The 25,944-nt window shown below is 51.7% G+C and carries 20 protein-coding genes; 9 read left to right on the top strand and 11 right to left on the bottom strand.

Annotation, left to right across the window (positions count from 1 at the left end; translation table 11 throughout):
- Positions 1–205: 205 nt before the first annotated feature.
- Complete coding sequence (locus J2T37_RS07855; protein ID WP_253355055.1) at positions 206–607, bottom strand: RNA-binding S4 domain-containing protein; 402 nt, start codon at positions 605–607, stop codon at positions 206–208.
- A gap of 194 nt (positions 608–801) precedes the next feature.
- Here J2T37_RS07855 and J2T37_RS07850 point away from each other — a divergent pair, with 194 nt between their 5' ends.
- From J2T37_RS07850 to J2T37_RS07840, 3 genes are all read left to right on the top strand, one after another.
- Positions 802–1,767 carry an acetyl-CoA carboxylase carboxyltransferase subunit alpha gene (locus tag J2T37_RS07850; RefSeq protein WP_253355054.1) on the top strand — a complete coding sequence of 322 codons (966 nt, stop codon included), beginning with the start codon at positions 802–804 and terminating at the stop codon, positions 1,765–1,767.
- A gap of 160 nt (positions 1,768–1,927) precedes the next feature.
- Positions 1,928–3,337 carry an aspartate ammonia-lyase gene (aspA, locus tag J2T37_RS07845; protein WP_253355053.1) on the top strand — a complete coding sequence of 470 codons (1,410 nt, stop codon included), beginning with the start codon at positions 1,928–1,930 and terminating at the stop codon, positions 3,335–3,337.
- Positions 3,338–3,412: 75 nt separating this feature from the next.
- Positions 3,413–3,622, top strand: a complete 210-nt coding sequence (locus tag J2T37_RS07840) for a tautomerase family protein (protein ID WP_253355052.1) — start codon at positions 3,413–3,415, stop codon at positions 3,620–3,622.
- Between the two features lie 219 nt (positions 3,623–3,841).
- Here J2T37_RS07840 and J2T37_RS07835 read toward each other — a convergent pair whose 3' ends face one another.
- Positions 3,842–5,356 carry an aminotransferase class I/II-fold pyridoxal phosphate-dependent enzyme gene (locus tag J2T37_RS07835; RefSeq protein ID WP_253355051.1) on the bottom strand — a complete coding sequence of 505 codons (1,515 nt, stop codon included), beginning with the start codon at positions 5,354–5,356 and terminating at the stop codon, positions 3,842–3,844.
- A 200-nt stretch (positions 5,357–5,556) separates the two neighbouring features.
- Positions 5,557–6,501 (bottom strand): class I SAM-dependent methyltransferase, encoded by a 945-nt coding sequence (locus J2T37_RS07830; protein WP_253355050.1) that lies wholly within the window; start codon positions 6,499–6,501, stop codon positions 5,557–5,559.
- 354 nt (positions 6,502–6,855) lie between these two features.
- Between J2T37_RS07830 and J2T37_RS07825 the strand changes: the two genes are divergently transcribed.
- Positions 6,856–8,301: a DEAD/DEAH box helicase gene (locus J2T37_RS07825; RefSeq protein ID WP_253355049.1), complete on the top strand. Its 1,446-nt coding sequence runs from the start codon at positions 6,856–6,858 to the stop codon at positions 8,299–8,301.
- A gap of 266 nt (positions 8,302–8,567) precedes the next feature.
- Here J2T37_RS07825 and J2T37_RS07820 read toward each other — a convergent pair whose 3' ends face one another.
- Positions 8,568–10,829: a LysM peptidoglycan-binding domain-containing protein gene (locus J2T37_RS07820; RefSeq protein WP_253355048.1), complete on the bottom strand. Its 2,262-nt coding sequence runs from the start codon at positions 10,827–10,829 to the stop codon at positions 8,568–8,570.
- A gap of 190 nt (positions 10,830–11,019) precedes the next feature.
- On the opposite strand from J2T37_RS07820, the gene J2T37_RS07815 reads away from it, so the two are divergent.
- The 3 genes from J2T37_RS07815 (at position 11,020) to J2T37_RS07805 (ending at position 13,454) form a co-directional block, all read left to right on the top strand.
- The gene (locus J2T37_RS07815; protein WP_253355047.1) at positions 11,020–11,685 is read left to right on the top strand and encodes a class I SAM-dependent methyltransferase; all 666 of its coding nucleotides are present in this window, start codon (positions 11,020–11,022) and stop codon (positions 11,683–11,685) included.
- Positions 11,686–11,798: 113 nt separating this feature from the next.
- Positions 11,799–12,626, top strand: a complete 828-nt coding sequence (gene mutM, locus J2T37_RS07810; protein WP_253355046.1) for a bifunctional DNA-formamidopyrimidine glycosylase/DNA-(apurinic or apyrimidinic site) lyase — start codon at positions 11,799–11,801, stop codon at positions 12,624–12,626.
- 48 nt (positions 12,627–12,674) lie between these two features.
- The gene (locus J2T37_RS07805; protein WP_253355045.1) at positions 12,675–13,454 is read left to right on the top strand and encodes a 1-acylglycerol-3-phosphate O-acyltransferase; all 780 of its coding nucleotides are present in this window, start codon (positions 12,675–12,677) and stop codon (positions 13,452–13,454) included.
- Between the two features lie 95 nt (positions 13,455–13,549).
- On the opposite strand, the gene J2T37_RS07800 is transcribed toward J2T37_RS07805, so the two are convergent.
- From J2T37_RS07800 to folE2, 4 genes are all read right to left on the bottom strand, one after another.
- The gene (locus tag J2T37_RS07800; RefSeq protein ID WP_253355044.1) at positions 13,550–14,707 is read right to left on the bottom strand and encodes an MFS transporter; all 1,158 of its coding nucleotides are present in this window, start codon (positions 14,705–14,707) and stop codon (positions 13,550–13,552) included.
- A gap of 90 nt (positions 14,708–14,797) precedes the next feature.
- Positions 14,798–16,054 carry an amidohydrolase family protein gene (locus J2T37_RS07795; protein WP_253355043.1) on the bottom strand — a complete coding sequence of 419 codons (1,257 nt, stop codon included), beginning with the start codon at positions 16,052–16,054 and terminating at the stop codon, positions 14,798–14,800.
- Positions 16,055–16,379: 325 nt separating this feature from the next.
- Positions 16,380–18,194 (bottom strand): protein-disulfide reductase DsbD, encoded by a 1,815-nt coding sequence (dsbD, locus tag J2T37_RS07790; RefSeq protein WP_253355042.1) that lies wholly within the window; start codon positions 18,192–18,194, stop codon positions 16,380–16,382.
- 232 nt (positions 18,195–18,426) lie between these two features.
- A complete protein-coding gene (folE2, locus tag J2T37_RS07785) occupies positions 18,427–19,200 on the bottom strand; it encodes a GTP cyclohydrolase FolE2 (protein ID WP_253355041.1) in 774 nt (257 codons plus the stop codon).
- Between the two features lie 266 nt (positions 19,201–19,466).
- Here folE2 and J2T37_RS07780 point away from each other — a divergent pair, with 266 nt between their 5' ends.
- Both J2T37_RS07780 and J2T37_RS07775 read left to right on the top strand, forming a co-directional pair.
- Complete coding sequence (locus tag J2T37_RS07780) at positions 19,467–20,624, top strand: trans-sulfuration enzyme family protein (protein ID WP_253355040.1); 1,158 nt, start codon at positions 19,467–19,469, stop codon at positions 20,622–20,624.
- A gap of 246 nt (positions 20,625–20,870) precedes the next feature.
- Positions 20,871–22,154 (top strand): NAD(P)/FAD-dependent oxidoreductase, encoded by a 1,284-nt coding sequence (locus J2T37_RS07775; protein WP_253355039.1) that lies wholly within the window; start codon positions 20,871–20,873, stop codon positions 22,152–22,154.
- A gap of 134 nt (positions 22,155–22,288) precedes the next feature.
- Here the strand turns inward: J2T37_RS07775 and J2T37_RS07770 are convergent, their stop codons facing one another.
- From J2T37_RS07770 to hemB, 3 genes are all read right to left on the bottom strand, one after another.
- Entirely contained in the window at positions 22,289–22,798 is a 510-nt protein-coding gene (locus J2T37_RS07770) for a peptidylprolyl isomerase (RefSeq protein WP_253355038.1), read from the bottom strand.
- 117 nt (positions 22,799–22,915) lie between these two features.
- A complete protein-coding gene (locus tag J2T37_RS07765; RefSeq protein WP_253355037.1) occupies positions 22,916–24,331 on the bottom strand; it encodes an SLC13 family permease in 1,416 nt (471 codons plus the stop codon).
- A gap of 277 nt (positions 24,332–24,608) precedes the next feature.
- Positions 24,609–25,610, bottom strand: a complete 1,002-nt coding sequence (hemB, locus tag J2T37_RS07760) for a porphobilinogen synthase (protein ID WP_253355036.1) — start codon at positions 25,608–25,610, stop codon at positions 24,609–24,611.
- Positions 25,611–25,944 lie beyond the last annotated feature (334 nt).

The following is a 25,944-nucleotide window of genomic DNA, read 5'->3' as shown; positions in this document are numbered from 1 at the left end:
GGCGTTTTAACAACAGTGAAATAAAATCTCAAATTTCTATTTTGAAACAGTTAGTAAAAGGTAATTTGCTCTAATTATCTAGTACAGCCCCAAAACCAAACTGAGTAGGTTGGGATGAAATCCCAACGGAAGTTCGAACAAATGTTGGGTTTACAACCCAACCTACACGGTGTTTATGGTTGGGTTTTTAACTAATTCTACTATATTACCAGCTGCCATGCTTCATGCGGTCGAGCTGGCGGCGGTCGCGTTTGGTCGGACGACCGTCGGGATAGGCCGCGTTGATACGGCTGGCTTGGTCCAATAGTTTTTGCGCCTCGCGTTCGCTTGCCGTTTTCATGTCTTCTTCATACAGCAAACGCGCTTCCGGCGCCGGACGGCGTTGGTGGTTGAGTGCCAATACTTTGATTTTGTAGGGCAGGGAGTTGAGCGTCAGGTCGATGATGTCGCCCGCGCTGATGTTTTTGCTGTTTTTGACTTTGGCGCCGTTGACCTGCACGCGCCCCAGTTCGATATGCTTTTGCGCCAATGCGCGGGTTTTGAAAAAGCGGGCGGCCCAGAGCCATTTGTCCAGCCGCATGCTGAGGGAATCGGTATCGGGTTTCATGGTCGGATGAAGTAATTGAACTGAATGCGAGTTTATCATACGATACGGCGCAAAGCCGTATTAGTGTGTTTGCACTAAATGGGGATTTTCCCCGCCGTATTCAAGAAAATTTCACATATTTTGATACGGAATGCTGATAAAAATGCCCGATTAGCGTATGATTAGGCGAAAATTATTGATGAGAGCTTCATTGTATGAAACCCGTTTTTTTGGACTTTGAACAACCGATTGCCGAATTAACCAAAAAGATTGATGAATTGCGCTTTGTGCAGGGCGAATCCGCAGTGGATATTTCAGACGAAATCACCCGCCTGCAAAAGAAAAGCAACGATTTGACCAAGTCGATTTTCAGTAAGCTGACACCTGCCCAAATCTCACAGGTTTCGCGCCATCCGCAGCGTCCTTATACGCTGGATTACATCGGCTCGATTTTTACCGATTTTGAAGAACTGCACGGCGACCGCCATTATGCCGACGATTATGCGATTGTCGGCGGTTTGGCGCGTTTCAACGGCCAATGCGTGGTGGTTATCGGCCATCAGAAAGGCCGTGATACTAAAGAAAAAATCCACCGTAATTTCGGTATGCCGCGTCCGGAAGGCTACCGCAAAGCCCTGCGCCTGATGAAAACGGCGGAAAAATTCGGTTTGCCGGTGATGACCTTTGTCGATACCCCAGGGGCGTATCCCGGCATCGGCGCGGAAGAGCGCGGCCAATCGGAAGCCATCGGCCGCAATCTGTATGAGCTGACCAGCCTGCGCGTGCCGGTATTGTGCACCATTATCGGCGAAGGCGGCTCCGGCGGCGCTTTGGCGATTGCCGTGGGCGATTATGTCAATATGCTGCAATATTCCACTTATTCGGTGATTTCGCCGGAAGGCTGCGCGTCTATTTTGTGGAAAACTGCCGAAAAAGCCGCTGATGCCGCGCAAGCGTTGGGCATTACCGCCGACCGCCTGCTGAAACTGGGCTTGATTGACCGCGTGATTGCCGAGCCTTTGGGCGGTGCGCACCGCGATTACGATACCGTGATGAAAAACACCAAAGCCGTCTTGGAAAGCCAGCTGCATGAGGCGCAAAGCATGCCGATGAACGATTTGTTGTCGCGCCGTTTTGACCGTATTATGGACTACGGTAAATTTTTGGATAAAGACAAATAATCCAAGCTAACCGTCTTATCTTGAGGCCGTCTGAAACCCGATGTTTCAGACGGCCTTTTGTCATCCTCGAAAGATAGACAAGGCGGGCAAACTCGGCTATTGTTGCGCTTGTAGTTGCTTGTAATTTTAAACACGCAATCTATAAAAGAGGAAAGAAAACATGGCATTCCGTATCGAGCAGGATTTATTGGGCGAACGTGAGATTCCCGCCGACGCTTATTGGGGTATCCACACCTTGAGGGCAATGGAAAACTTTCAGATTTCCACACAGAAAATTTCTGATATTCCGCTGTTTGTGCGCAGCATGGTGATGGTGAAAAAGGCCACGGCGCAGGCCAATGCCGAATTGGGCGCGGTGCCGTCTGAAATTGCGGCAGCGATTGAGCAGGCTTGCGACGAGGTTTTGCTTAAAGGCCGCTGCTTGGATCAGTTTCCGTCGGATGTGTATCAGGGCGGAGCGGGTACTTCGGTCAATATGAACACCAACGAAGTGGTGGCGAATCTGGCGCTGGAGGTTTTGGGCTATGAAAAAGGGCGTTACGACATCGTCAGCCCGATGGATCATGTTAATGCCAGTCAATCGACCAACGATGCATATCCGACCGGTTTCCGCTTGGCGGTTTATGAGAGCATAGGCGGATTTTTGGCCAAACTGGAAACGCTTAAAGCCGCTTTTGCCGCCAAAGCCGATGAGTTTAAAGATGTTTTGAAAATGGGGCGCACCCAGTTGCAAGATGCCGTGCCGATGACGGTGGGGCAGGAGTTCCGCTCGTTTCAGGTATTGGTGGAAGAGGAAATCCTCAATCTCGACCGTACCCGCGCCCTGCTGCTGGAAGTGAACTTGGGCGCAACCGCCATCGGTACGGGCGTGAACACGCCGCAAGGCTATGCACCGCTGGTGGTGGAAAAATTATCCCAAGTTAGCGGCCTGCCGTGTACGCTGACACCGAACCTGATTGAGGCGACTTCCGACTGCGGCGCTTATGTAATGGTGCACAGTGCTCTGAAACGCACCGCCGTCAAGCTCTCCAAAATCTGTAACGACCTGCGTCTGCTCTCGTCCGGCACGCGTGCTGGTTTGAAGGAGATTAACCTGCCGGAAATGCAGGCCGGTTCGTCGATTATGCCGGCCAAGGTCAATCCGGTAATTCCCGAAGTGGTCAATCAGGTGTGTTTCAAAGTGATTGGCAACGATACCACGATTACCTTTGCCGCCGAAGCGGGGCAGTTGCAGTTGAACGTGATGGAGCCGGTGATTGCGCAATGTATGTTTGAAAGCATTGCGCTGTTGGGCAATGCCAGCGTGAAACTGGCGGAAAAATGCGTCAGCGGCATTACCGTCAACCGCGACATTTGCGAGGGTTATGTGTTCAACTCTATTGGTTTGGTCACTTACCTCAATCCGTATATCGGCCACCACAACGGCGATATTGTCGGCAAGATTTGTGCGCAAACGGGTAAAAACGTGCGTGAAGTGGTGTTGGAGCAGGGCTTGTTGAGCGAGGCTGAGCTTGACCGCATTTTGTCGCCGGAAAATTTGATGAACCCGCATTTTGATTTGAAAGCATAATGTTGAGGCCGTCTGAAATCCGATTTGGCTGAATACGGGTTTCAGACGGCCTTTTGTTTACGGAAAGGAATCGAAATGCCTTATGTCAATATCAAAGTTACTGGCGGTCGGGAAGCGCCGACGGCAGAGCAGAAAGCGGAGTTGATTCAGGGCATCACTGAATTATTGTCCCGCGTGTTAAATAAAAATCCGGAAACGACCATCGTCATTATCGACGAAGTGGAGATGGATAATTGGGGCATAGGCGGACGGAGCGTGACCGCGCGGCGGGAAGAGAAAGAATAAATGCAGGCCGTCTGAAAATAAATTTTCAGACGGCCTGCGCTTGATGGGCTTAAGAACCTGTATTCACAATCTTGATAGCGGCTTTTTATTGCCTAATCACACGCCTACCGCGTTGGATTTTTACGCCAATCGTCCAGATTTGGATAAATATCGCCTTGTATTCGTATGATTATTCAACAAAAATCCATCTATAAATATTATGAATACAGGTTCTAAGGATTATTGGCGGTAGCTTTTCAAGAACCGTTCCAGTTTCGCCATCGCTTCTTCGATTTGATGCACATACGGCAGGGTTACGATACGAAAGTGGTCGGGTTTGACCCAGTTGAAGCCGGAGCCGTGTACCAGCAAGACTTTCTCTTGCACCAGCAAATCGTAAACGAATTTCATGTCGTCATGGATGTTGTACATTTCCGTGTCGATTTTCGGGAACATATACAGCGCCCCCATCGGTTTGACGCAGCTGATACCGGGGATTTGCGTCAGCATTTCATGCGCCTTGTTGCGCTGCTCCAAGAGGCGGCCGCCGGGCAGGATAAATTCGTTAATGCTCTGATAGCCGCCCAAGGCCGTCTGAATGGCGTGCTGCATGGGGGTGGTGGCGCACAGGCGCATGGAAGCGAGCATGTCCAAGCCTTCGATATAGCCTTTGGCGTGCTGCTTCGGGCCGCTGAGCAACATCCAGCCTTGGCGGAAACCGGCCACGCGGTAGGATTTAGAGAGGCCGTTGAAAGTGACGGTCAGCAAATCGGGGGCGAGGGCGGCAATGTGGTGGTGGACGGCACCGTCATACAGAATTTTGTCGTAAATTTCGTCGGCAAAAATCATCAGGCCGTGTTTGCGCGCCAATTCCGCAATTTCCAACAGGATTTCTTTGCTGTACACCGTGCCGGTAGGGTTATTAGGGTTAATCACCACAATGGCTTTGGTTTTCGGCGTGATTTTGGCTTCCATATCTGCTAGATTGGGAAACCAATCGTTGGCTTCGTCGCACAGATAATGCTTCACATTACCGCCGGCCAGCGTTGCTGCCGCCGTCCACAGCGGGTAATCGGGCGCGGGAATCAGGATTTCGTCGCCGTCGTTTAACAGCGCCTGCATGGACATGGTAATCAGCTCGGAAACGCCATTGCCGATATACACATCATCGACGCTGATGTCGCGCAGGCCTTTGGTCTGATAGTAGTGCACAATCGCTTTTCGCGCCGAATACAGGCCTTTGGAATCGCAGTAGCCTTGCGAAGTCGGCAGGTTGCGGATAACGTCCACCAAAATTTCATCGGGTGCTTCAAAGCCGAAAGGGGCGGGGTTGCCGATATTGAGTTTCAAAATTTTATGGCCGTCTTCCTCCAAGCGCAGGGCTTCTTTATGCACCGAGCCGCGGATGTCGTAGCAGACGTGGTCGAGTTTGTGGGATTTGTTAAAGCGTTCCATGGGTTGTCCTAAACGGGATTCGGTTAAATCATCGGTTGTATCAGCAGCATTGTCGTTGCCGACGGGTATTTCGGCCGGGGCGGGCGCTTGAGCGTACATCTCGCCCTGTCCGGTTTCCAACCACAAAGGGGAAACGCCTAAAATGCTGGAAATAACGGCGATATTCGTCGGCTTTTTGTTTCTACCCGATTCAATAGCAGCGATGGCCGATTGCGATACGCCGGCCAGTTTGCTTAATTTGGCCTGACTCAGGCTCTTGGCCGTTCTTGCTTCAATCAGGCGCTCTTTCAGTGTACTCATCATGTACCTTGTAAAATAAATACGATTGTACTTTAAGAAAGAGAGGTTGTGTGATTTATTTTTGAGTATATTAATACTTTTAAAAAGTAAAAAAGCCGTCTGAAAATATGCTTATTGGCATGGTTTTCAGACGGCCTCATCTCTCCCATCAGGGAGAGCGAAATTCTTTTTGTTACAGAATCAGTTGCATATCATGCCGTTTATTTATGCCGGATTTCCCAACACTGATGAATCTTCTTATTGCGGAAATCATCGGGCACGGATTGCTTGGAAATGTCCTTAACGGCAAAGCGTTCGCCAACGGCTTCATCCAAGACGAAACTACGCAAATTATTGGAAAAATACAACAGGCCGTCTGAAGAGAGCAGGTTCATCGCGCCTTGAATCAATTTCAACTGGTCACGCTGGATGTCGAGAATATCCAGCATTTTTTTGCTGTTGGAGAAGCTGGGCGGATCCATCACAATCAGATCGAATTTTTTGCCTTCCTCGGCGGCGGCCTGCAAGTATTGGAACACATCGGCGCGCACGATTTGATGTTGCGCCGTATCCATGCCGTTGAGTTCGAAATTGCGCCGCGCCCAGTCCAGATAAGTGTTGGATAAATCTACCGTTTCGCTACTGACGGCGCTGCCTGTGGCCGCATAAACGGTAAAGCTGCCGGTATAGGAAAACAGATTTAAAAAACGCTTGCCCGCCGCCGTTTCGCCGACTTTTTTGCGCGTATTGCGGTGGTCGAGAAACAGGCCGGTATCCAAGTATTTGTCGAGGTTAACCCAAAACTTGCGCCCGTGTTCGCATACTACAAAATCTTCGCCGACCTTACCGGTTTTTTCGTATTGCTGCACGCCTTTTTGCCGTTCTCGGCGCTTGAGGTGGATGTGTTCGGGGGTAAATCCGGTCACAAAGCCGATGGCTTCCAACACTTCGCCCAGCCATGCTTCGTATTCTTCCGGCTGCATCAGCCATCCGGTATCGTATTCCTGCAAGTGGATTTTGTCGCCGTAAACATCCACGGCAAAAGGAAATTGCGGAATGTCGCGGTCGTAAATGCGCCACGCTTCGATGTTGTTGCGCTTAGCCCATTTCATCAGGTGTTTGATGTTTTTGCCCAAACGGTTGGCAAACGGGGTAATGTCGGTCATGGTGTCGACGGCCTGCACGGTAAAAGTGTCATTTTACCGTAATTAACGCCGCCTCGCTTGACCGTTTGCCGCTCAATCTATATCATCCGCCTTTCGTCTTTATTTTTATGAAGCCATCGTCTTCAAACCTATTAACCGCCGATTTTTCTTCGGGCGCGTTTCTCTTGTGTGGCTGGGATTTCGATTCCCAAGCGTATGTGTGCAGGTTGTCGTCGATGTAACCACAAGCCAAATTGCTTGCGACAACCGTGTAACTTTCAGACGGCCTTTGCGCCGCATTCTCCGTTACGTATTCTTGCTTCAGGCCGTCTGAAATGTTCGGGCGGATTGTGTTGTTGTGTCCTCAGGATAACCATGTCTATCAAATTCACTGATTTAAACCTCGATAAAAACATTCTGTCTGCTTTGCAAAGTGCGGGCTACGAAAGCCCGACGCCGGTGCAGGCACAATCCATTCCCTTGGCCTTGGAAGGCCGCGATATTATGGCTTCGGCACAAACCGGCTCGGGTAAAACCGCTGCGTTTCTGCTGCCGACTCTGCAACGTCTGACCCGCCGCAGCGAAAAAAACGGTAAAGGCCCGCGTGCGCTGGTGCTGACCCCGACCCGCGAATTGGCGGCGCAGGTGGAAAAAAATGCGCTGACCTACGCGCAAAACATGAAATGGTTCCGCACCGTCAGCATTGTCGGCGGTGCATCGTTCGGTTATCAAACCCGCGCCTTGAGCAAACCGGTTGATTTGGTGGTGGCGACCCCGGGTCGTTTGATGGACTTGATGAACAGCGGCAAAGTGGATTTTGACCGCTTGGAAGTGCTGATTCTGGACGAAGCCGACCGTATGCTGGACATGGGCTTTATCGACGACATCGAAACCATCGTTGCCGCCACGCCGGAAGACCGTCAAACCCTGCTGTTCTCTGCCACTTGGGACGGTGCCGTCGGCAAGCTGGCGCGTAAACTGACCAAAAATCCTGAAGTCATCGAAGTAGAACGTGTGGACGACCAAGGCAAAATCGAAGAGCAGCTGCTGTATTGCGACGATATGCGCCATAAAAACCGCCTGCTCGACCATATCCTGCGCGATGCCAATATCGACCAATGTGTGATTTTTACCTCCACTAAAGCCATGACCGAAGTGTTGGCCGACGAGTTGTACGAAAAAGGCTTTGCTGCCAACTGTTTGCACGGCGATATGCCGCAAGGCTGGCGTAACCGCACGTTGATGGATTTGCGCAAAGGCCGTTGCAAAATTCTGGTGGCTACCGATGTAGCTGCTCGCGGTATCGACGTGCCGACCATTACCCATGTCATCAACTACGACCTGCCCAAACAGGCGGAAGACTATGTGCACCGTATCGGCCGCACCGGTCGCGCCGGTCGTACCGGTATTGCGATTACTTTTGCCGAAGTGAACGAGTACATCAAAGTACACAAAATTGAAAAATACATCGACCGCAAGTTGAACGAAGTGACCATTGAAGGGATGGAACCTACCCGTAAACGCAAGAGCACGGGCGGCAAACCCAAAGGCAAAGGCGGCTGGGGCGGAAAAGGTGGCTACGGCGACCGTGACCGTAAGTTTGGTGACAAAAAATTCGGCGGCAAACGCAGCGAGGGCGGTTTCGGCGGTAAAGCGAAAGGCGAAGGCTTTAAAAAATCCGAAGGCTTCAAATCTGACGGTTTCAAATCAGAAGGCTTCAAAAAATCCGGCGACGGTTTTAAAGGCAAGCGCAAAACTGGCGGCGATTTCGGTGGTAAAGGTGGCTACGCCAAACCCAACCGTGCGCCCAAACGCGGTTAATTCACGCTGTTAATGAATAAGTATAGTCGTTTCAATTTAGTTTGAGACAAGGCAGCAAGCCGCAGACAGTACAGATAGTACGGCAAGGCGCAGCAACGCTGTATCAAGCTAAAGTGAAACGACTATAAAAGGCCGTCTGAAAACAGAGTGTTAGAACGCTGTTTTCAGACGGCCTTTGTTGTTCCAAGCCATCCTTATTATGAGGAGGCTTGATAAAAAAAGCGTACCCACGCTATTCATGGGTACGCTTTTTATTTAACAATCCGTTAGCTGCCCATCAGTTTCAGGCGCTGACCCGGCGTAACGGTGCGGGTGTTTTGATTCCAGCGGCGGATGTCGTTGACATCAAGATGGAAACGGTTGGCAATGGTATTCAAAGTATCGCCTTTGCGCACGGTATAGGAAACATTGCGGATTGAGCTTTGTTTGTTCGGTGCGGCGGCGGTTACTTTCAGTACCTGTCCGGTACGGATGTTGTTGCCACGGATATTATTGGCGGTAATCAAATCGGCCACGCTCAGGTTGTAGCGCTGGGCGATGTTAAACAGCGTATCGCCGTCTGCCACACGGTGCATGCCGTTGGCAACCGGTGCGGCGGCAGGCTGGCTGTTGCGGGCAAGGCGGGCTTCGGCTCGTTGCTGCTGTTTGGCGCGGTTTTCCGCAATCCGTTCGGCACGCGCTTTGGCGGCGGCTTCTCTGGCATCAGCCTGCGCGACGGTGGCGCGTACGGTTTCGGCGGCGTTTAAGCGGGCGGTCGAATCTTCCACCAAAGACATCAGCGAATCAGTCGCGCTATCGTCAACCGCTTTACTTTGGGTCGGCAGGGGCAGGGGTTGGCTGATGGCAATATCAACCGGCGCTGCTTTCGCTTCTGCTTGCGGTGCGGCAGCAGTGGCGGAGGGCGTTTCCTGAATCAGGCCTGAAGCCAGGCTGATGGAGGATTTTTCCGCTGCTTGGCGGTTTTCAATACGTTGCGCAATGCTTTCCGCTGCGGGTGTTTGGACGGCAGTAGAAGCGATATTGATTTCAACCGGTTTGGCGGCAGCAGTCTGTACGGCCGGAGTTGCCAACTGGGTATTGCGGACAAAATCGGTGGTTTGGTTGCGGGCTGCCAAATTTGTTGGCGTATCGGCTTTGGCCGTCTGAACCGGAATTGCAGCTGTTTTTGCCGTTGCGACATAGTCAGCCGCAGTCGGCATGGGCGCACGGTTGTTTTGGCTCAAATTGACAAAGTCGGTTTGCACTGCGTTTTTAGGCAGAACCGGGCTGCTGTTTACCGCAACCTGACGGCTGCTTACTTTTGCCACTTGGATAGGCGCCATTTCCGGCATGTCCGAGCGGTAAGTATCCGGCGTGTTGTCGGTGTCGATAAAGTTTGTCATCGGGTTGCTGCTACCGATACTGTTTTTGGCTACCAAAATGCTGCGTCCGGCGGACAGGGTATTGCTGCTGATGCTGTTTAAGCGTTTGATTTCAGCCACGCTCATGCCGGTTTCGGCGGCAATGCTGCTCAGACTGGTGTTGCCGTAAGTGGTGTACACGTCCCATGACAGCAGGGTTTCGGGTTTGGCGTTGCGGTAGTTTTTTTCAAACGTCGTTGCGGCGCTGACGGGCAGCAGCAGCTTGCGGTTGTATTTAGGCACAAATACCGGCGCGTTAAAGGCAGGGTTTAAGGCCAAAAATTCGCTTTCGCTGATACCGGCCAAACGGGTAATGGCGCTTTGGTCGATGGGTTTGTCCAAGTCAACCACTTTGAAATAAGGCTGGTTGCTGATGTCGCTGACATTCATGCCGAAAGCTTGCGGATTGGCAACGATATTACGCACAGCCAGTAATTTGGGCACGTAATTACGGGTTTCGTTCGGCATACGCAGGTTTTCGTAAGTCGGCTCCAAACCTTGCGCACGGGCGCGGTTGACGGCGCGGCCGACATTGCCTTCGCCCCAGTTGTAGGCGGCTAATGCCAAAGACCAGTCGCCGAACAGACCGTGTAGGTATTCGAGGTAATTGAGCGCGGCGTCGGTAGCGGCGTAAACGTCGTGACGGCCGTCATACAGCGCGGTTTTTTCCAGGCCATAGTGGCGGCCGGTGGCGGGCATAAACTGCCATAAGCCTGAGGCGCCGACATGGGATTTGGCTTTGGTGACAAACGCGCTTTCGATAAACGGCAGCAGCGCGATTTCGGCAGGCATATTGCGTTTTTTCACTTCATTGGCAATATGGTACATATAGGGTTTGCTGCGGTTGATGGTACGGTCGAAATAGGCGCTGTTGGCGGCAAATTTGGCTTCGTGGCTGCGCACGATTTCGGGGTTGACCTCGTTCATGCGGAAATCACGGCTCAAAGATGCCCACAGGCTGCCGGAACCGAATACTTGGGATTTGGCTTGATCGAGAATGGCTGAGTTCAGGCGCATCATGGCCATGCCGACTTGGTTGGGCGTGGCGCTTGCCGCCTGCGCATGGGCGGCGCAGGATAAGGCAGAAACGCCGGAAAGGGTCAGAGCAATGGTTTTCAGTTTTGCCATAGTGAATAATAATCAGTAATATAGGGATAAATTTAATCTATCAGATGGTACTGTCTGGGCGGATAACCGTCAAGCCGCAGAGGAAAGTTTTTACTTTTACTGTCGTTTTACTGCTGAAACGGCGGCAGCAGGTATAATCTCTGTATTAGAAGTGGCTATGCCGTCTGAAAATAGGCAAGAAGGGGAGAAAATGGAAGAATGGTTTGTGCAGACGGCCATCGGGCGTTACACGGCGGCACAGGAAGAGCAGTTTTTTACCCGCTATGCGCCGGACAGGGCCGGTGTGGTAACGGCGAAAATGGGCGGCAGTTGGTTGAGGCCGTCTGAAAACGTGATTGGCGTGCCGGAGGATGTCCGCATGGAGGCGGAACAGATGGCGTGGGACACGCAATCGCTGGACGCACTGATTTTGCCGCATACGCATGAGTATGCCGGTTGGCCGGACGGGGTATTGGCGGAAGCGGCGCGGGTATTGAAACCGGAAGGGTGTTTGCTGCTGACGGGCTTTAATCCGGTATCGCTGTGGCATTTGAGCCGTTGGTTTGACGGTAAACGCTTGCCGGAAAAAGGCCGTTGTCGCAGCGTGTCTCAGATTCGGAAGCAGGCGGCGGGATTGGGTTTGCAGATTGAATACGGTCAATTTATGGCGTATGTGCCGCCTTTTGACTCGGCTGCCGCCATACGCTTTTGGGGCTTTTTGGAAAAAGCCGGAGACCGCTGGTGGCCGCAATGCGCGGCGGTGTACGGTTTGGTGTTGGTTAAGCGCATGGCGGGGGTACACCCACTGTCGGAATTTGAAACGGAATTGGAAGGGCAGGCGGTTGTATTGGGCATGGCGAAGATGCAGGGAAAATAACGGCTTTTGCAGGATTTTACCCGTTTCAGACGGCCTCGGGCTTTAAAGCCGGGATACTTAGCCTTACTCTTATCGGTATCGAATTGATTTTATTTAAATGATTGAAGAACATTATGCCTGAATTACCCGAAGTTGAAACCACGCTGCGCGGCATCCGTCCGCACATCAGCGGCAAGCAGGTCAGCGGTGTTGCAATACGCCAAGGCAAGCTGCGCTGGCCGGTTCATCCTGATTTGGCGCAGATTTTGGCGGGGCAAACGGTAAAAGACTGTACCCGCCGTGCCAAATATCTGATTATCACTTTTGAAACCGGTATCCTGCTGATTCATTTGGGAATGTCCGGCAGCTTGCGGATTTTTACCGCCGGCGATGAGCGTGTCGGGCAGCCCGACAAACACGACCATGTCGATATTTGTTTTTCAGACGGCACTGTCTTGCGGTATCATGACCCGCGCCGCTTCGGTGCGGTATTGTGGTATGAAGGCATTGCCGAATACCATCCCCTGCTGGAAAAACTCGGCCCCGAGCCTTTATCCGATGATTTTAATGCGGCGTATCTGTATCAAAAATTGAAACCGCTCAAACGCTCCGTTAAACCGGCTTTGATGGATAACGCGGTGGTGGTGGGCGTCGGCAATATTTATGCCAACGAAAGTCTGTTTAAAGCAGGGGTTTCGCCGCACCGTCCGGCCAATAAAGTGAGCAAAAAAGAATGCGCGGTATTGGTGGAAACCATCAAAGCAGTATTGGCGCGGGCGATTGAAACCGGCGGCAGCACCTTGCGCGATTTCGTCAACAGCGACGGCAAAAGCGGCTATTTCCAGCAGGAATACACGGTTTACGGGCGGCACAACAAGCCCTGCGTCAACTGTGGCCAGCTTATATTGAAAGAAACCATCGGCCAGCGCAGCGCGTTTTATTGCGCCTACTGCCAAAAATAACGAGGCCGTCTGAAAAACGATTTGAACCCAACAAAAAGAAGAACACATATGGCATCACCAAAAGCATCTTTTGCCACCCGCCTGCGCCGTTTGGCGCGGATGGCGGTTTGGCTGTACCAAACCGGTAAAAATCTGCGCAGTATCGACGGTAACGACATGCAGCAGCGTAACCAGGCCGTGATTGATTTGGGGCGCGGCGCACTGGCGGCACTCGATATCGAGCTGGACATCGGCACGCCGCCGCAGGAAGGCAATGTCAGCGGCACGCTGGTTGTGGCCAACCATGTCTCATGGCTGGATATTTTCGCCATGAGTGCAGTGTATCCGAGCAGCTTTATCGCCAAACAGGAAATCGGCACATGGCCGGTATTGGGCAAAATGGGCAAAAATGCCGGTACGGTGTTTATCAACCGCAATTCGCGCCGCGATATCGAGCCGATTAACCAAGCTATCAGCGAGGCGCTGCGTGCGGGGCAGAACGTCAGCTTTTTCCCAGAAGCGCGCACTTCTTCGGGCAAAGACTTGCTGCCGTTTAAAGCCGCTTTGTTCCAATCGGCAATTGACGCTGATGCGCCGATACAGGTGCTGGCGCTGCGTTATTACGACGCCGACGGCCGCCGCAGCAGCAAGCCGAGCTATGCCGACATTAATTTGCCGACATCGTTGTGGAACATTATTTCCATGAAAAAAATCCGTATCCGCTTGGATTTTGCGCCTGTGTGCATGCCGTCTGAATTTGCGGGGAAAGACCGCTTTGCATTAAAAGATAGAGCGGAAGCGTTTATCCGCAGTAAGGTTGAGGAAGACGCCGATACGTTTCAGGCATAACAAGCAATATTAAAATTAAAGGCCGTCTGAAAAATTTGCAGACGGCCTTTAATTTTGCTAAGAAAATTTGTGGCACGGTATCTTCTGCAACGTCTTTATGCCAATGCTTTTTTCGCAATGAGCGAAACGGCAATACCCACAATCAAAGCTGTTAACGCCATCATCAATACATTGAAAATACTGCCGCCCACCAATAATGTACCGCCCAGCCAAGTGGCAATCATAATGGAAAAGTTGAAACAGGCGGATTGTAATGAAGTGGCCACCGCAGAAGCATTGGCCGGTACTTGGCGGGCGACCGCTGTTTGATACAGGGTGACTAATGCGCCGAAACCGACACCCCACAACAAGAAGCCGAGGTGCAACGCCGTTACCGCGCCGTTAATCCATAAAAACACCGCATAAGCCAAGGCGGAAGCACCCAGCAAGGTCAAATCCACTAATTGCAGGTGTTTGTCGATAAAGCGGCCGGTAATCCATACGGAAATTAAAGAGCCGATACCGAAGATTAATTGCGCCAGACTCAAGCTCGGATATTGTGTGGTTTCTACCAAGTTGGTGATGTAGGTAAATACGCCGTAGTTGGCGACAACGGCCAAAAAGGTCAGCAAAATAATGACCAACACGCCTTTATTTTTGAGCACGGTAAACGGCGAGTTGGAGGTGGTGCGTTTGTCCCCCGGCGCTTCCGGCAAATAGCGGTGGCACAGCCAGCCGATGATGGCAATCACAACGCCCAATACAATAAATTCTGCCTGCCAACTGATGTGCGTGCCAATCAAGGTTGCGGCCGGTAAACCGAAGCTCATGCCGAGGGTGGTTCCCGTCATGATGATGGCGACGGTACGGCCTTTTTCTTCATCCGGTACCAGTTTCATGCCGTAAGCGGCAATCATCGGCCAAAGCACACCGGCGCAGATGCCGCCGACAACCCGGAAAAATTGTACCGACCAATAATTGGGAATCAGGCCGACGGCGATATTAGAGATGGCAAAACCCGCCATCAAAATCAGCAACAGGCGTTTGCGCTGCCATTCTACGGTATAGGAAATAATCGGAATCCCACAAAAAGCAGAAGCGATGGCGTAGTAGCCCACCAAATTCCCCGCCTGTTGCTCGTTAATATTCAGACCTTCCATGATTTGCGGCAAAATGCCGGAAGGAACCATTTCCGACAAAATGGCCATAAAGGTAATGGAAGCCATTAGGATAAAGACGCCTAACGGTTGTTTTTTCTCGGTTACGTTGTCCATATTTACGCCTCCTATCAATAATAAAAAACTGCTAGGAACTGATGAACAGACCCTAGCAGTTCCACTACCGTCTCACTATCTGCTTAAAGCTTACAAACTCAAGCTGACATCATAAGCTTGAGGCGCTTTTTTGAACAAATATTCACCTTTACGGATGGAGGCCAAGCAGTCTGCACGGTTGCGGATGGCTTCAAAAGCATTCGGCGCGTCAAGGACGATAAAGTTGGCGTCTTTACCCGCATCCAAGCCGTATTCATCTTCGATATGCAAGGTGGTTGCGCCGTTGTAAGTCACCAAGTCGAACACGTGCTCGAAGTCTTCATCAGACATCAGTTGCGCGGCGTGAATGCCGTGGTCGAGAATCATCATCATGTTACCGTTACCGGCCGGATACCACGGGTCGCAAATGGAGTCTTGGCCGAAAGACACGTTGATACCGTCGTGGAAAAATTCTTTCACGCGGGTAATGCCGCGACGTTTCGGATAAGAATCCTGACGGCCTTGCAGATACAGGTTTTCAGTCGGCTGGCTGGTAAAGTTGATACCGGATTGTTTGAACAACTGCATCATGCGGAATGCGTAGGCATCATCGGCAGAGCCGAAAGAGCAGGTATGCGAAGCGGTGGTCTGCTTGCCGATACCGGCGCGATAGGCATTGGCGTTCAGGTCTTGGACGAAGCGGGAGTTCGGGTCGTCGGTTTCGTCACAGTGTACGTCAATCAGCTTGTTGTATTTCAACGCCAAATCCACCACATCTTGCATGGATTGTTTACCCTCTTGCGCAGAATGCTCGAAGTGGGGAATACCGCCCACGACATCGGCGCCGAGTTTCAAGGCCTCTTCCACCAACTGCAGGCCGGTTTTGCCGCCGGATTGGTAGGCATACATCCCTTCCTGTGGGAGGGCCACGACCTGAATGGTCACTTTGTCTTTCAATTCGTCGCGCACTTCCAGCATGGCTTTGATGTTTTTCAGCTCGGGGGCGGTACAGTCGGTTTGTGCACGGATGTATTGCGTACCATGCGACATCACTTCCTGCACACCTTTGTACATTCTTTCTTTGGCCTGCTCTTTGGTTTGGCCGATTTTGATTTTGCTCCAGCGGGCAATCCCTTCAAACAGCGTACCGGTATCGTTTTCCGAGCTATCGTCTTTGCCGGTAAAGTAATAGTCCAAGTGCAGGTGGGAATCGACGTAAGGCGGCAGGACAAATTTTCCGCCCAAATCAATCACTTCGTCCGCCTCGCCCAAATTATTGCCGAAGGCAACGAATTTACCGTCTTCCACCAAAATTTCTCTGGCGTCATTGTGTTTGTAAATGCTTGCATTGATGAATTTCTTTTTCATTTCACTACCTCCTTGTATCGTTTTTGGATTAATTTATGTATATATTTATATATACATTAAAATTTAATAATTTCTAGTAATTTTATAATGATTATTCAGTTATTTAAATTGATTATTTAAAAATTATCATTTTTGAATTATTCTAAGTCGGTATTGTCGAGAGCAAGCTTGGGTTTACCCGTGGCGGGCGGTGTGTTCGCGATAAACGGCTATGCTTGAATGTCAAAGCCGCAGGGCGGGGACGGATTCCCGCTCTGCGGCTGAGGGTTCAGGTATTTTGACCTGATGGGTATGTTTTAATCGCGGCCACTGCCAAAATGGGTACCTAGCGGTTGGTTTGGTACCACTCGATAAAGGCCTGCGGTTTGACAAATCCCAATAAGGCTTCGCTGCGGCTGCCGTCGGCGCGGATAATGAAGATTCCCGGCGGGCCGAATAAGCCGTATTGTTTCAGCAGGGCTTGCTGTTCGGGTGTGTTGGCGGTGACGTCGATTTGGAAGAAACGCTGCATGTCCACAGCTTGCCGCACCTCCGGTTGATTGAGCGTATAAGCCGCCATTTCTTTGCAGGAAATGCACCAGTCAGCATAAAAATCCAGCAATACTGGTTGGGACGGATCGGCTTTGAGTGCTTTATCCATCGCGGTTTGCAGTTGCGCGACATCGGTAAACATCTGACCGTGTCCGCTGCTTGGCGATTCAGACGGCGGGATTAAGGTTAAAAAATGGTGGAGGGCGGTGGTTTCACGGTTCAGGCTCTGCCAGCCGAACCATGTTCCGCCGAGCAGCAAGACGATACCGAGCAGGCCGGAAACCGTTTTCAGACGGCCTTTCTGCGTGCGCATGTTGGCAAACAGCATGACCGCCGGTATCAGCAGCAGCAATGTATAAAGGGTCACGACTGCCCAATAAGGCAGATACGGCGTTGCCAGATACACCGCCACCGCCAGCAGGATAAAGCCAAATGCGGCCTTAATCGCGCCCATCCAAGCGCCCGCTTTGGGCAGGACATGCCCGCCGAAAGTACCGACCAGCAGCAGCGGTACGCCTGTACCCAAGGCCAAAACATACAGCGCCAAACCGCCCAATACCGCGTCGCCGGTCTGCCCGATATAGCCTAAGGCAAACGCCAGCGGCGGCGCAATGCAGGGGCCGACAATCAGCGCCGACAGCATGCCCATGCCGAACACGGAAGCGATTTTGCCGCCGGACAAGCGGTTGCTTTGGTTTTGGAAATACGCCTGTACCGAAGCGGGCAGTTGGAGATTAAACAGGCCGAACATGGCCAGCGCCAATACCACCATCAGCGCGGCTGCCGCCAATACCACCCACGGCTGTTGCAGCCACACCGTCAGCAGCGCACCGGTCAGGCCGGCGGTAATGCCGACCAGCGTGTAAGTCAGCGCCAAACCCTGCACATAAACCAACGTCAACACAAAAGCGCGGCTTTTATTGGCCGCTTTATCCCCGACCACAATCCCCGACACAATCGGCAGCAGCGGGTACATGCAGGCGGTAAAGCTCAAGCCGATACCTGCGAGAAAAAACGCCAACAGATTGGCGTTCAGGGTATCCCAAGATAATTTGAAACGGCTGCTGCTTTGCGGTTCGGCAGGCTGCGCGGGTGTGAGGCCGTCTGAACGCTTGGGCGTATCGGGGCGGGTAAAGCGCTCTTTGGCGCTAAGTGGCGCGTCGGTTTGCGGCTGATACAGGCCGCTGCCGTTGATGCTGAATTCGGTGTCCACCGGCGGATAGCATACGCCCACTTCGGCGCAGCCCTGATAGCTCAATACCAATTTATATTGCGGCGCAGCTTGGGTTTGACGGTAAGGCCAGTTGACCTGCGCGGCGCGGTGGTACACGGTTTGTTTGCCGAAAAATTCGTCTTCTTTTGCTTCGCCCGGGCTGTATTGCGGCTGTCCCAATAGATTATCGGGCGTGGTGGCAGCGGTAATTTTTGCCTGATACAGATAATAGCCGTCGGCAATCTGGAACTGCACGTTAATGCCTTGATCGGTTACATTCACTTGCGGTGCAAATGCCTGCTCGGGGGGTAAGAGTTTTGAAGCATCTATCGTTGAAGCAAATACTGTATTGCTTAAAGAGAAGAGTGCGATAAAGAAATAAAGGATTTTTTTCATGGTAGTGTGTTTGAGCGCCAGTGTTCATTATTGTCATCAAAATTTGGCTGTCAATTTTATGATGAACACAGGCGCTTAAAAAACGGCAGACAGCGGTTGGTGTTAAATGGGTATTTCAAAGTCATGTTTTGGGCATTATAAGCGATTACGCGGCAAACGGGGAAACAAAAAGGCCGTCTGAAAAACACCGCAATCCGTGTTTTTCAGACGGCCTCATTATATTTCCGTATTTTTAAGGGTAGGCGATAAAGGCATAAGCCGAATGGTTGTGAATCGACTCGAAGTTTTCGCTTTCGACCACAAAACTTTCCACGCGGCCGTCGGCAATCAGGGCCGTTGCCACATCGCGCACCATGTCTTCGACAAATTTCGGGTTTTCATACGCTTTTTCGGTCACGTATTTTTCATCGGGGCGTTTGAGTAGGCCGTAGAGCTGACAGCTGGCTTGAGCTTCTACGCAGTCGATGACTTCCTCGATGCCCACTTCGGCATTGGCGGTCAGGGTAACGGTCACGTGGGAGCGTTGGTTGTGGGCGCCGTATTGCGAAATTTCTTTGGAGCACGGGCACAGGCTGGTTACCGGTATCATCACTTTCAAAGTGTGCTGATACGCGCCGTTTTTGATTTCGCCGCTGATGGTAACGTTGTAGTCCAGCAGCGATTGGATACCGGAAACCGGCGCGGTTTTTTTGCGGAAAAACGGGAAAGACGCGCTGATTTTGCCGGAATGAGAGTTGAGCAGGGTAATCATTTCCTGCGTTAAGGTTTGCAGGCGCGTAAAGCTGAGCGGCTCGGTTTGTTGCTCCATCAGCGCGACAAAGCGCGACATGTGTGTGCCTTTTTGGTCGGCGGGTAGGAAGACGGTCATGGTCAGATGGGCAACGGTGGCCTGGCTGCCTTCAGCGGTGTTGAGGGTAATCGGGAAACGCAGGTCTTTGATACCGACCTGGTTAATCGGCAAATTGCGTAAATCGCGGCTGGATTGCACGTCTGCAATGGCGTTCATGCGGTGTCTTTCCTTAAATAAAAGATAAAGCGGTTCAACAGATGTGTCGGTGTGTCCGGCAGGCGGGGCAGATTTGAGGCCGTCTGAAAACGAGCTCGCGAGTTTCTGCGCAGCTCAAACGGCGGCAATCTGTCTGTGTTCTAAATGCGAGATTATATCACTTGTGTTCGTTAAACTGAAACCGAAATCACGGCTTCCGATTGATTGTTTCTATTTTTGGGATAGTGCTAAAATGGAAATGTTTTAATGATTAGAGGCAGAACGTCATGAAATTCGAAACCAAAGCGATTCATTCGAGCTACGATTGCGACGAGCATAACCGTGCGCTCATGCCACCGATTTACCAAAACAGCATGTTTGCTATGCACGAAATCGGTGAGCAGATTCCCTACCGCTATTCGCGCCTAAGTAACCCAACCCGTCAGGTTTTGGAAGACACGGTGGCCGATTTGGAACACGGCGCGGCCGGTTTTGCCTTTTCCAGCGGCATGGCCGGTATTGACGCGGTGTTCCGTACCTTTTTGCAGCCGGGCGACACCATTATTGCGGTGGCGGATATTTACGGCGGCGCGTATGACCTGTTGAACGATGTTTATGCCAAATGGGGCGTGAACGTGGTGTTTGCCGATTTGGGCGAGCCGGAAAAATTGGATGAATTGCTGGCGCAACACAAAGTCAAAATGCTGTGGCTGGAAACACCTTCTAACCCGCTGTTACGCTTGGTGGATGTGCCGGTTTTGGCCGCCAAAGCGAAGGCAGCGGGTGCGCTGGTCGGTATTGACAACACCTTTGCCACGCCGTATCTGCAAAATCCGCTCGACATGGGCTGCGATATCGTGTTCCATTCCGCCACCAAATACCTGTGCGGCCATTCCGATGTCTTGATGGGCGTGGTGGTGGTAAAAACCAAAGAGTTGGCCAAACCGTTGCACACCATGATGGTGGACACCGGCGCGATTGCTGCGCCGATGGATTGCTGGCTGGTGTTGCGCGGCATCAAAACGCTGGCCTTGCGCATGAAGGCGCATTGCGAAAACGCCTTAGAAATCGCCAAACGCATGGAAGCGCATCCGGCGGTGGAAAAAGTGTTTTACCCCGGCCTGCCGTCGCACGAACATTACGCGCTGGCGCAAAAACAAATGCCCAAAGGCGTGGGCGGCGTGGTCACGGTTTATCTGAAAAACGACAGCCGCGAGGCCGCCAACAGCGTGATTAAAAACATGAAAATGGTAAAAATGGCCTCCAGCTTGGGCGGGGTGGAAAGCCTGGTTAACCACTGCTATTCGCAATCGCACAGCGGCGTGCCGCATGATGTAAAAATGCAAATGGGCATTAAAGCCGGTCTGCTGCGTTTCTCCATCGGCATTGAAGACGCGGACGATATTTGGGCGGACATCTTCGCCGCGCTGGATACCACGCTGTAAGCCGATGAGCCGATGAGCCGATGATAAGATGTGCGGCTAAGCGGTTTTCCGCACAAGGCCGTCTGAAACTGTAAATTGCGGTTTACTTTTTCAGACGGCCTTTTATGTGCTTTTTCCGCAAAGAAACGGCAAAAATGGCTATAATAGCCGCCGCGAAAAAAGATACCGATACAAATACCAAAAAATACAAACACAACCAAAAATCTGTTTTCCCTTTGACCTTAACCTTTTATTAGAGGCACACACATGCATTATGATATCGTTGTTGTCGGCGGCGGCGCCGGCGGCTTGGAACTGGCGTCCAAACTCGGGCGCGCGATGGGGCGCAAAGTCGGTCCGGAAAAAGTTTTGCTGATTGACCGCTCGGTGTTCCACATTTGGAAACCGACGCTGCACGAAGTGGCGGCCGGTACGCTCAACCCGCAGCAAGAAGGCTTGTCTTACAGCATTTTGGCGCGTTCCAACCACTTCAGCTTTATGGTGGGCGAGCTGATTAAATTCGACCCGCAGGCGAAGAAACTGACCCTGAAAGAAGTGCACAACCAACACGGCGGCGAGCTGATTATTCCCGAGCGTCATGTGACCTTCGACCGCTGCATCTTGGCCATCGGCAGCGGATCCAATTTCTTCAATACCCCCGGCAGCGAACATGCCTACGTGTTGGAAAACGCGCAAGATGCGCAAGAATTCCATGCCCACCTGCTCAACCTGTTTGCGCGTGCCGCTTATTCGGAAGACAAACGCCTGAGCGTGGTGATTGTCGGCGCAGGCGCTACCGGCGTGGAGCTGTCGGCCGAAATGATGGAAGCCTATCACGAAATTCAGGACAACAGCGGCTCTGGCCAGCGTTTCCGCATTGAAATTACCTTGGTAGAAGCCGCGCCACGCGTGTTGTCGGGGCTGCCGGAAAAAGTATCTGCGCAGGCGATTCAGGCGCTGCGCCAGAAACACATCAAAGTGATGACCGGTACTCGCGTATTGGGTTTGCATTCGGATCGAGTGGAAACCGATCAAGGCGATTTGGCGGCGGATGTGATTGTGTGGGCGGCGGGTATCAAGGCAGCCGACCGCAACCAAGAATACGGCTTGCCGGTTAACCGTATCAACCAGTTTGAGGTCAACCGCCAACTGCAAACCCCGGCTGACGGCGTGTATGCGATGGGTGATTGCGCCGCTTGCGAATGGGAGGACGGCAAATTCGTCCCCGCCCGCGCCCAAGCCGCGCACCAGCAGGCGGATTTCTTGTGTGATTTGCTGATGGCGTATGAAAAAGGCCGTGATTTTAATAAAGAATTTGTGTATAAAGATTCCGGATCGCTGGTGTCTTTGGGTACTAACCACGGTGTCGGCAACCTGATGGGCAGTTTGTCGGGCGGCAGCTTCTTTATCGAAGGTTTGATTGCAAAATACATGTATATGTCGCTGCACTTAATGCACCACAAAGCAATTATCGGTATCCGCAAAACTATTTTGCTGGCCTTGTCTCGCTTTGCGCAAAAACGCGTTTCAGGCCGTCTGAAATTGCATTAATCAAGCATTGCATTAATCGGGGATGTTTTTCAGACGGCATCGAGGCCGTCTGAACATGCCTGATATGTTTGAAAACAAAAAAAGCAACGCTGTTTCAACAGCGTTGCTTTTTTTGTTGGCGAAACCGTTATGCTTTAAACCACTTCGGCTTTGGTAATCACAATCGGCTCACTCGGCACATCATCGTGGAAGCCGTGGCGTTTGGTGGCCACTTTTTCAATCGCATCCACCACGTCGAAACCGTCCACCACTTTACCAAACACAGCATAACCCCAATCTTGCACCACATTGCGGCCGTACATCTCTTTGGCTTTGTGGTTCAGGAATACGTTGTTGTTGGTGTTGATGAAAAATTGCGCGCTGGCAGAATGCGGATCGGAAGTACGCGCCATAGCGATGGTGTATTTGTCGTTAGACAGACCGTTGCCCGCTTCGTTTTGAATCGGTGCGCGGGTGTCTTTTTCTTCCATATCGGCCGTCATGCCGCCGCCTTGAATCATAAAGCCGGAAATCACGCGGTGGAAAATCACGCCGTCGTAAAAGCCGTCTTTCACATATTGCTCGAAGTTGGCGGCAGTAACGGGCGCTTTGTCAAAATCCAATTCGATTTTGATGTCGCCTTTGGTGGTGTGTAGAATAATCATGAGGCAATCCTTTCGTTGGAAAATCTTTGGGAAGATGGGGCGGCCAATCGGAAAATTCAAGGCCGTCTGAAAACATAATTTTCAGACGGCCTTGTTTTGTAGGAAAATCCGGCGGCTTTACATCACCACGAAATAAGCCCACAGAGAAACCAATACGATACACAGGATATTCAGCAGCATACCGACATTCATCATTTCTTTCTGCTTAATCAAACCAGTACCGAACACAATCGCATTTGGCGGTGTGGCCACCGGCAGCATAAACGCGCAGGATGCGCCGATACCGATGACAAACACCAATACTTCTTCAGGCAAACCCATTTGCGTGGCAATGCTGGCGAAAATTGGTACGAGCAGGGCGGCGGAGGCAGTGTTGCTGGTAAATTCGGTCAGGAAGATGATAAAGGCGGCAACCACGAAAATCACCAGTAGCGGATGGGCGTGGATAAGGGTGGTGGCGACTTGCTGGCCGAGTGCCAACGATGCGCCGGAAGATTGCAGCAGCGCACTCAGGCTGATACCGCCGCCGAACAGCATCAATACACCCCAGTCGGTGCTGCGGGCGACTTCTTTCCAACGTGCCACGCCGAACACGACCACGGCAATGGCGGCAAGCAGCGCAATCACGGTATCGGGATTGTCGATGCTGAATGCGGCTTTGATTTTGGAACTGAAAATCCAAGCAACGGCTGCGGCCAAGAAAATCAGCAGTGCAATTACGCGGTGCAATGTCCACGGAATCGACTCGTCTTTAATTTCCACGCGCTCGTTGAGGTTCGGTTTCAAAATCACATACATGGAAAACAGCATTAAGGGCAGAATCAATATCATCATCGGCAGGCCGAGTTTCATCCAGCCGACGAAGTCCAAATTCAGGGCTTTGGCGGCAATCATGTTCGGCGGCGAACCGACGACCGTGCCCAAACCGCCGATATTGGCGCAGTAGGCAATGCCGAGTAATACAAATACATAGGTTTTGCGCTCTTTTTCTTTGTCCATGTGATCCATCATGCCCATGGCCAGCGGCAACATCATGGCGGCGGTGGCGGTGTTGCTGATCCACATCGATAGGAAAGCGGTTACGCCGAACAACATCAATACCGCCGCTTTCATATTGCCGCGTGACAGGCGCAGCAGGGTAACGGCGATTTTTCGGTCAAGCCGCTGCATGTGCAAGGCAGCCGCCAGCGCGAAGCCGCCGAAGAAAATGTAAATCGTTGGGTCTGCAAAACCAGCCATCGCTTTTTTGATGTTGGTGTCGGGGAAGCCGAGAATGACGGCGGCAACCGGAATCATCAGTGCGGTAACGGTAATATGCACCGCTTCGGTAAACCATAAAATCGCCACGAAAATCAGCAGGGCAATGCCTTTGTTTGCATTTGCATCATAGGGTAGGATGTGAAAAATGCCGTAGCAGACAACGGCGGCGATGATGGTGGTCAGCAAACCTTTGAAATCGGTAACGGGTGCGCGACCGCTCAGCGTTTCAGCCGTTTCAGGATGTTTGGTTTTGTCTTGGGCATGCAAATCCATTTGGCACTCCTTCCCTTGGGTGGTTTGACGGTAAAGTTTGTTGTTTGGCTATCCGTGCCGGTTTGCCGCCGAGAATAAAATGGCGCAGATGGAAACCGGCACAGGATGGGTAGAGTATAGGTGTAATCAAATGTAGTGTAAAGATAGTGTAAGCGTCGCACCAATAGAAACAGGCTTACGGTATGAAAAATTTGAATATCTTATGAATCAGGTTATGCTGAAAACAGCAAGGCCGTCTGAATATCAAGATTCAGACGGCCTTGCTGTATGCAGATGATTATTTACGCAGCAGTTTGGCTGCTTCAATAGCATAGTAGGTCAGAATACCATCAGCACCGGCGCGTTTGAAGGCCAGCAGGCTTTCCAAAATCACTTTGTCGCCGTCTAGCCAGCCGTTTTGAATCGCGGCCTGCAACATGGCGTATTCGCCCGATACCTGATAGGCGTAGGTCGGTACGCCAAACTCGTCTTTCACGCGGCGCACTACATCCAAATACGGCAGACCGGGTTTAACCATCACCATATCCGCGCCTTCTTGAATATCCAGCGCAACTTCTTGCAAGGCTTCGTTGCTGTTAGCCGGATCCATTTGGTAGGTTTTCTTATCCGCCTTACCCAGTGCCGACGAGCTGCCGACTGCATCGCGGAACGGGCCGTAGAAGGCGGAGGCGTATTTGGCGGAATAGGCCATAATGCGCGTGTGGATATGGCCTGCGTCTTCCAATGCCTCGCGGATGGCGAGAATGCGACCGTCCATCATGTCTGAAGGTGCGACCACTTGCGCACCGGCCTCGGCATGGCACAGCGCCTGTTTGACCAATACATCAATGGTTTCGTCGTTTAACACGTAGCCGTTGCTGTCGGTCAGACCGTCTTGGCCGTGAATCGTGTAAGGGTCAAGCGCGACATCGGTCATAATGCCCAATTCGGGGAATTTTTCGCGCAAGGCGCGCACCACGGTCGGCACCAAACCTTCGGGATTGTAAGCTTCCTCGGCCAGCTCGGTTTTGTTTTGCGTAACCACCGGAAACAGCGCCAGTATGGGAATGCCCAAATTCAGGGCTTCTTCGGCGGTAAACAGCAGTTTGTCCAAACTTTGGCGTTTCACGCCTGGCATGGAGGCGACGGCTTCTTCCTGATTTTTGCCTTCTAAGACAAACACGGGATAGATAAAGTCATCCGCCGTTAACGTATGCTCGCGCATTAAGCGGCGGGAGAAATCGTCTTTGCGCATACGGCGCATACGGGTATTGGAAACAAAACGGGGCGGGAAATTCATGGTACGGCCTTTCTGTACAAAAGCTGCTGCCGCCGGCATTTCAGACGGCTTAGGGTCTGTGAACATTTCATCGCGCGACATCTTTTGGACGGAAAGACACGCCTGCCGCGTTAAAAATGCTCGCAAGGTGCACATACAACCTTGCTGCGCTGGCTGGTTTTACTAGCGTAGCGTGTAAAACCGCCCTCTTTGAGTACTTGCCTTGCATTGGTGTTTTTTACTCAAAAATCTGTTTCGCGGATGAAATGTTCACAGACCCTGGCAGCAACAGCTCGGATAATAATGGGCTAAATGGTAAAACGCATGGGCAGCGGAGTAAACAGCAAGGCCGAAT

The organism is Neisseria perflava, from assembly GCF_024170405.1.
Taxonomy (GTDB): Bacteria; Pseudomonadota; Gammaproteobacteria; order Burkholderiales; family Neisseriaceae; genus Neisseria; species Neisseria perflava_B.
The sequence above is the reverse complement of the archived record's forward strand: the minus strand, read 5'-3'. Positions and strand labels throughout refer to the sequence as shown.

Bases quoted from the DNA above. Each gene is read 5' to 3' on its own strand.
- J2T37_RS07855 (WP_253355055.1), bottom strand. From the start codon at position 607: ATGAAACCCGATACCGATTCCCTCAGCATGCGGCTGGACAAATGGCTC.
- J2T37_RS07850 (WP_253355054.1), top strand. From the start codon at position 802: ATGAAACCCGTTTTTTTGGACTTTGAACAACCGATTGCCGAATTAACC.
- aspA (WP_253355053.1), top strand. From the start codon at position 1,928: ATGGCATTCCGTATCGAGCAGGATTTATTGGGCGAACGTGAGATTCCC.
- J2T37_RS07840 (WP_253355052.1), top strand. From the start codon at position 3,413: ATGCCTTATGTCAATATCAAAGTTACTGGCGGTCGGGAAGCGCCGACG.
- J2T37_RS07835 (WP_253355051.1), bottom strand. From the start codon at position 5,356: ATGAGTACACTGAAAGAGCGCCTGATTGAAGCAAGAACGGCCAAGAGC.
- J2T37_RS07830 (WP_253355050.1), bottom strand. From the start codon at position 6,501: ATGACCGACATTACCCCGTTTGCCAACCGTTTGGGCAAAAACATCAAA.
- J2T37_RS07825 (WP_253355049.1), top strand. From the start codon at position 6,856: ATGTCTATCAAATTCACTGATTTAAACCTCGATAAAAACATTCTGTCT.
- J2T37_RS07820 (WP_253355048.1), bottom strand. From the start codon at position 10,829: ATGGCAAAACTGAAAACCATTGCTCTGACCCTTTCCGGCGTTTCTGCC.
- J2T37_RS07815 (WP_253355047.1), top strand. From the start codon at position 11,020: ATGGAAGAATGGTTTGTGCAGACGGCCATCGGGCGTTACACGGCGGCA.
- mutM (WP_253355046.1), top strand. From the start codon at position 11,799: ATGCCTGAATTACCCGAAGTTGAAACCACGCTGCGCGGCATCCGTCCG.
- J2T37_RS07805 (WP_253355045.1), top strand. From the start codon at position 12,675: ATGGCATCACCAAAAGCATCTTTTGCCACCCGCCTGCGCCGTTTGGCG.
- J2T37_RS07800 (WP_253355044.1), bottom strand. From the start codon at position 14,707: ATGGACAACGTAACCGAGAAAAAACAACCGTTAGGCGTCTTTATCCTA.
- J2T37_RS07795 (WP_253355043.1), bottom strand. From the start codon at position 16,054: ATGAAAAAGAAATTCATCAATGCAAGCATTTACAAACACAATGACGCC.
- dsbD (WP_253355042.1), bottom strand. From the start codon at position 18,194: ATGAAAAAAATCCTTTATTTCTTTATCGCACTCTTCTCTTTAAGCAAT.
- folE2 (WP_253355041.1), bottom strand. From the start codon at position 19,200: ATGAACGCCATTGCAGACGTGCAATCCAGCCGCGATTTACGCAATTTG.
- J2T37_RS07780 (WP_253355040.1), top strand. From the start codon at position 19,467: ATGAAATTCGAAACCAAAGCGATTCATTCGAGCTACGATTGCGACGAG.
- J2T37_RS07775 (WP_253355039.1), top strand. From the start codon at position 20,871: ATGCATTATGATATCGTTGTTGTCGGCGGCGGCGCCGGCGGCTTGGAA.
- J2T37_RS07770 (WP_253355038.1), bottom strand. From the start codon at position 22,798: ATGATTATTCTACACACCACCAAAGGCGACATCAAAATCGAATTGGAT.
- J2T37_RS07765 (WP_253355037.1), bottom strand. From the start codon at position 24,331: ATGGATTTGCATGCCCAAGACAAAACCAAACATCCTGAAACGGCTGAA.
- hemB (WP_253355036.1), bottom strand. From the start codon at position 25,610: ATGAATTTCCCGCCCCGTTTTGTTTCCAATACCCGTATGCGCCGTATG.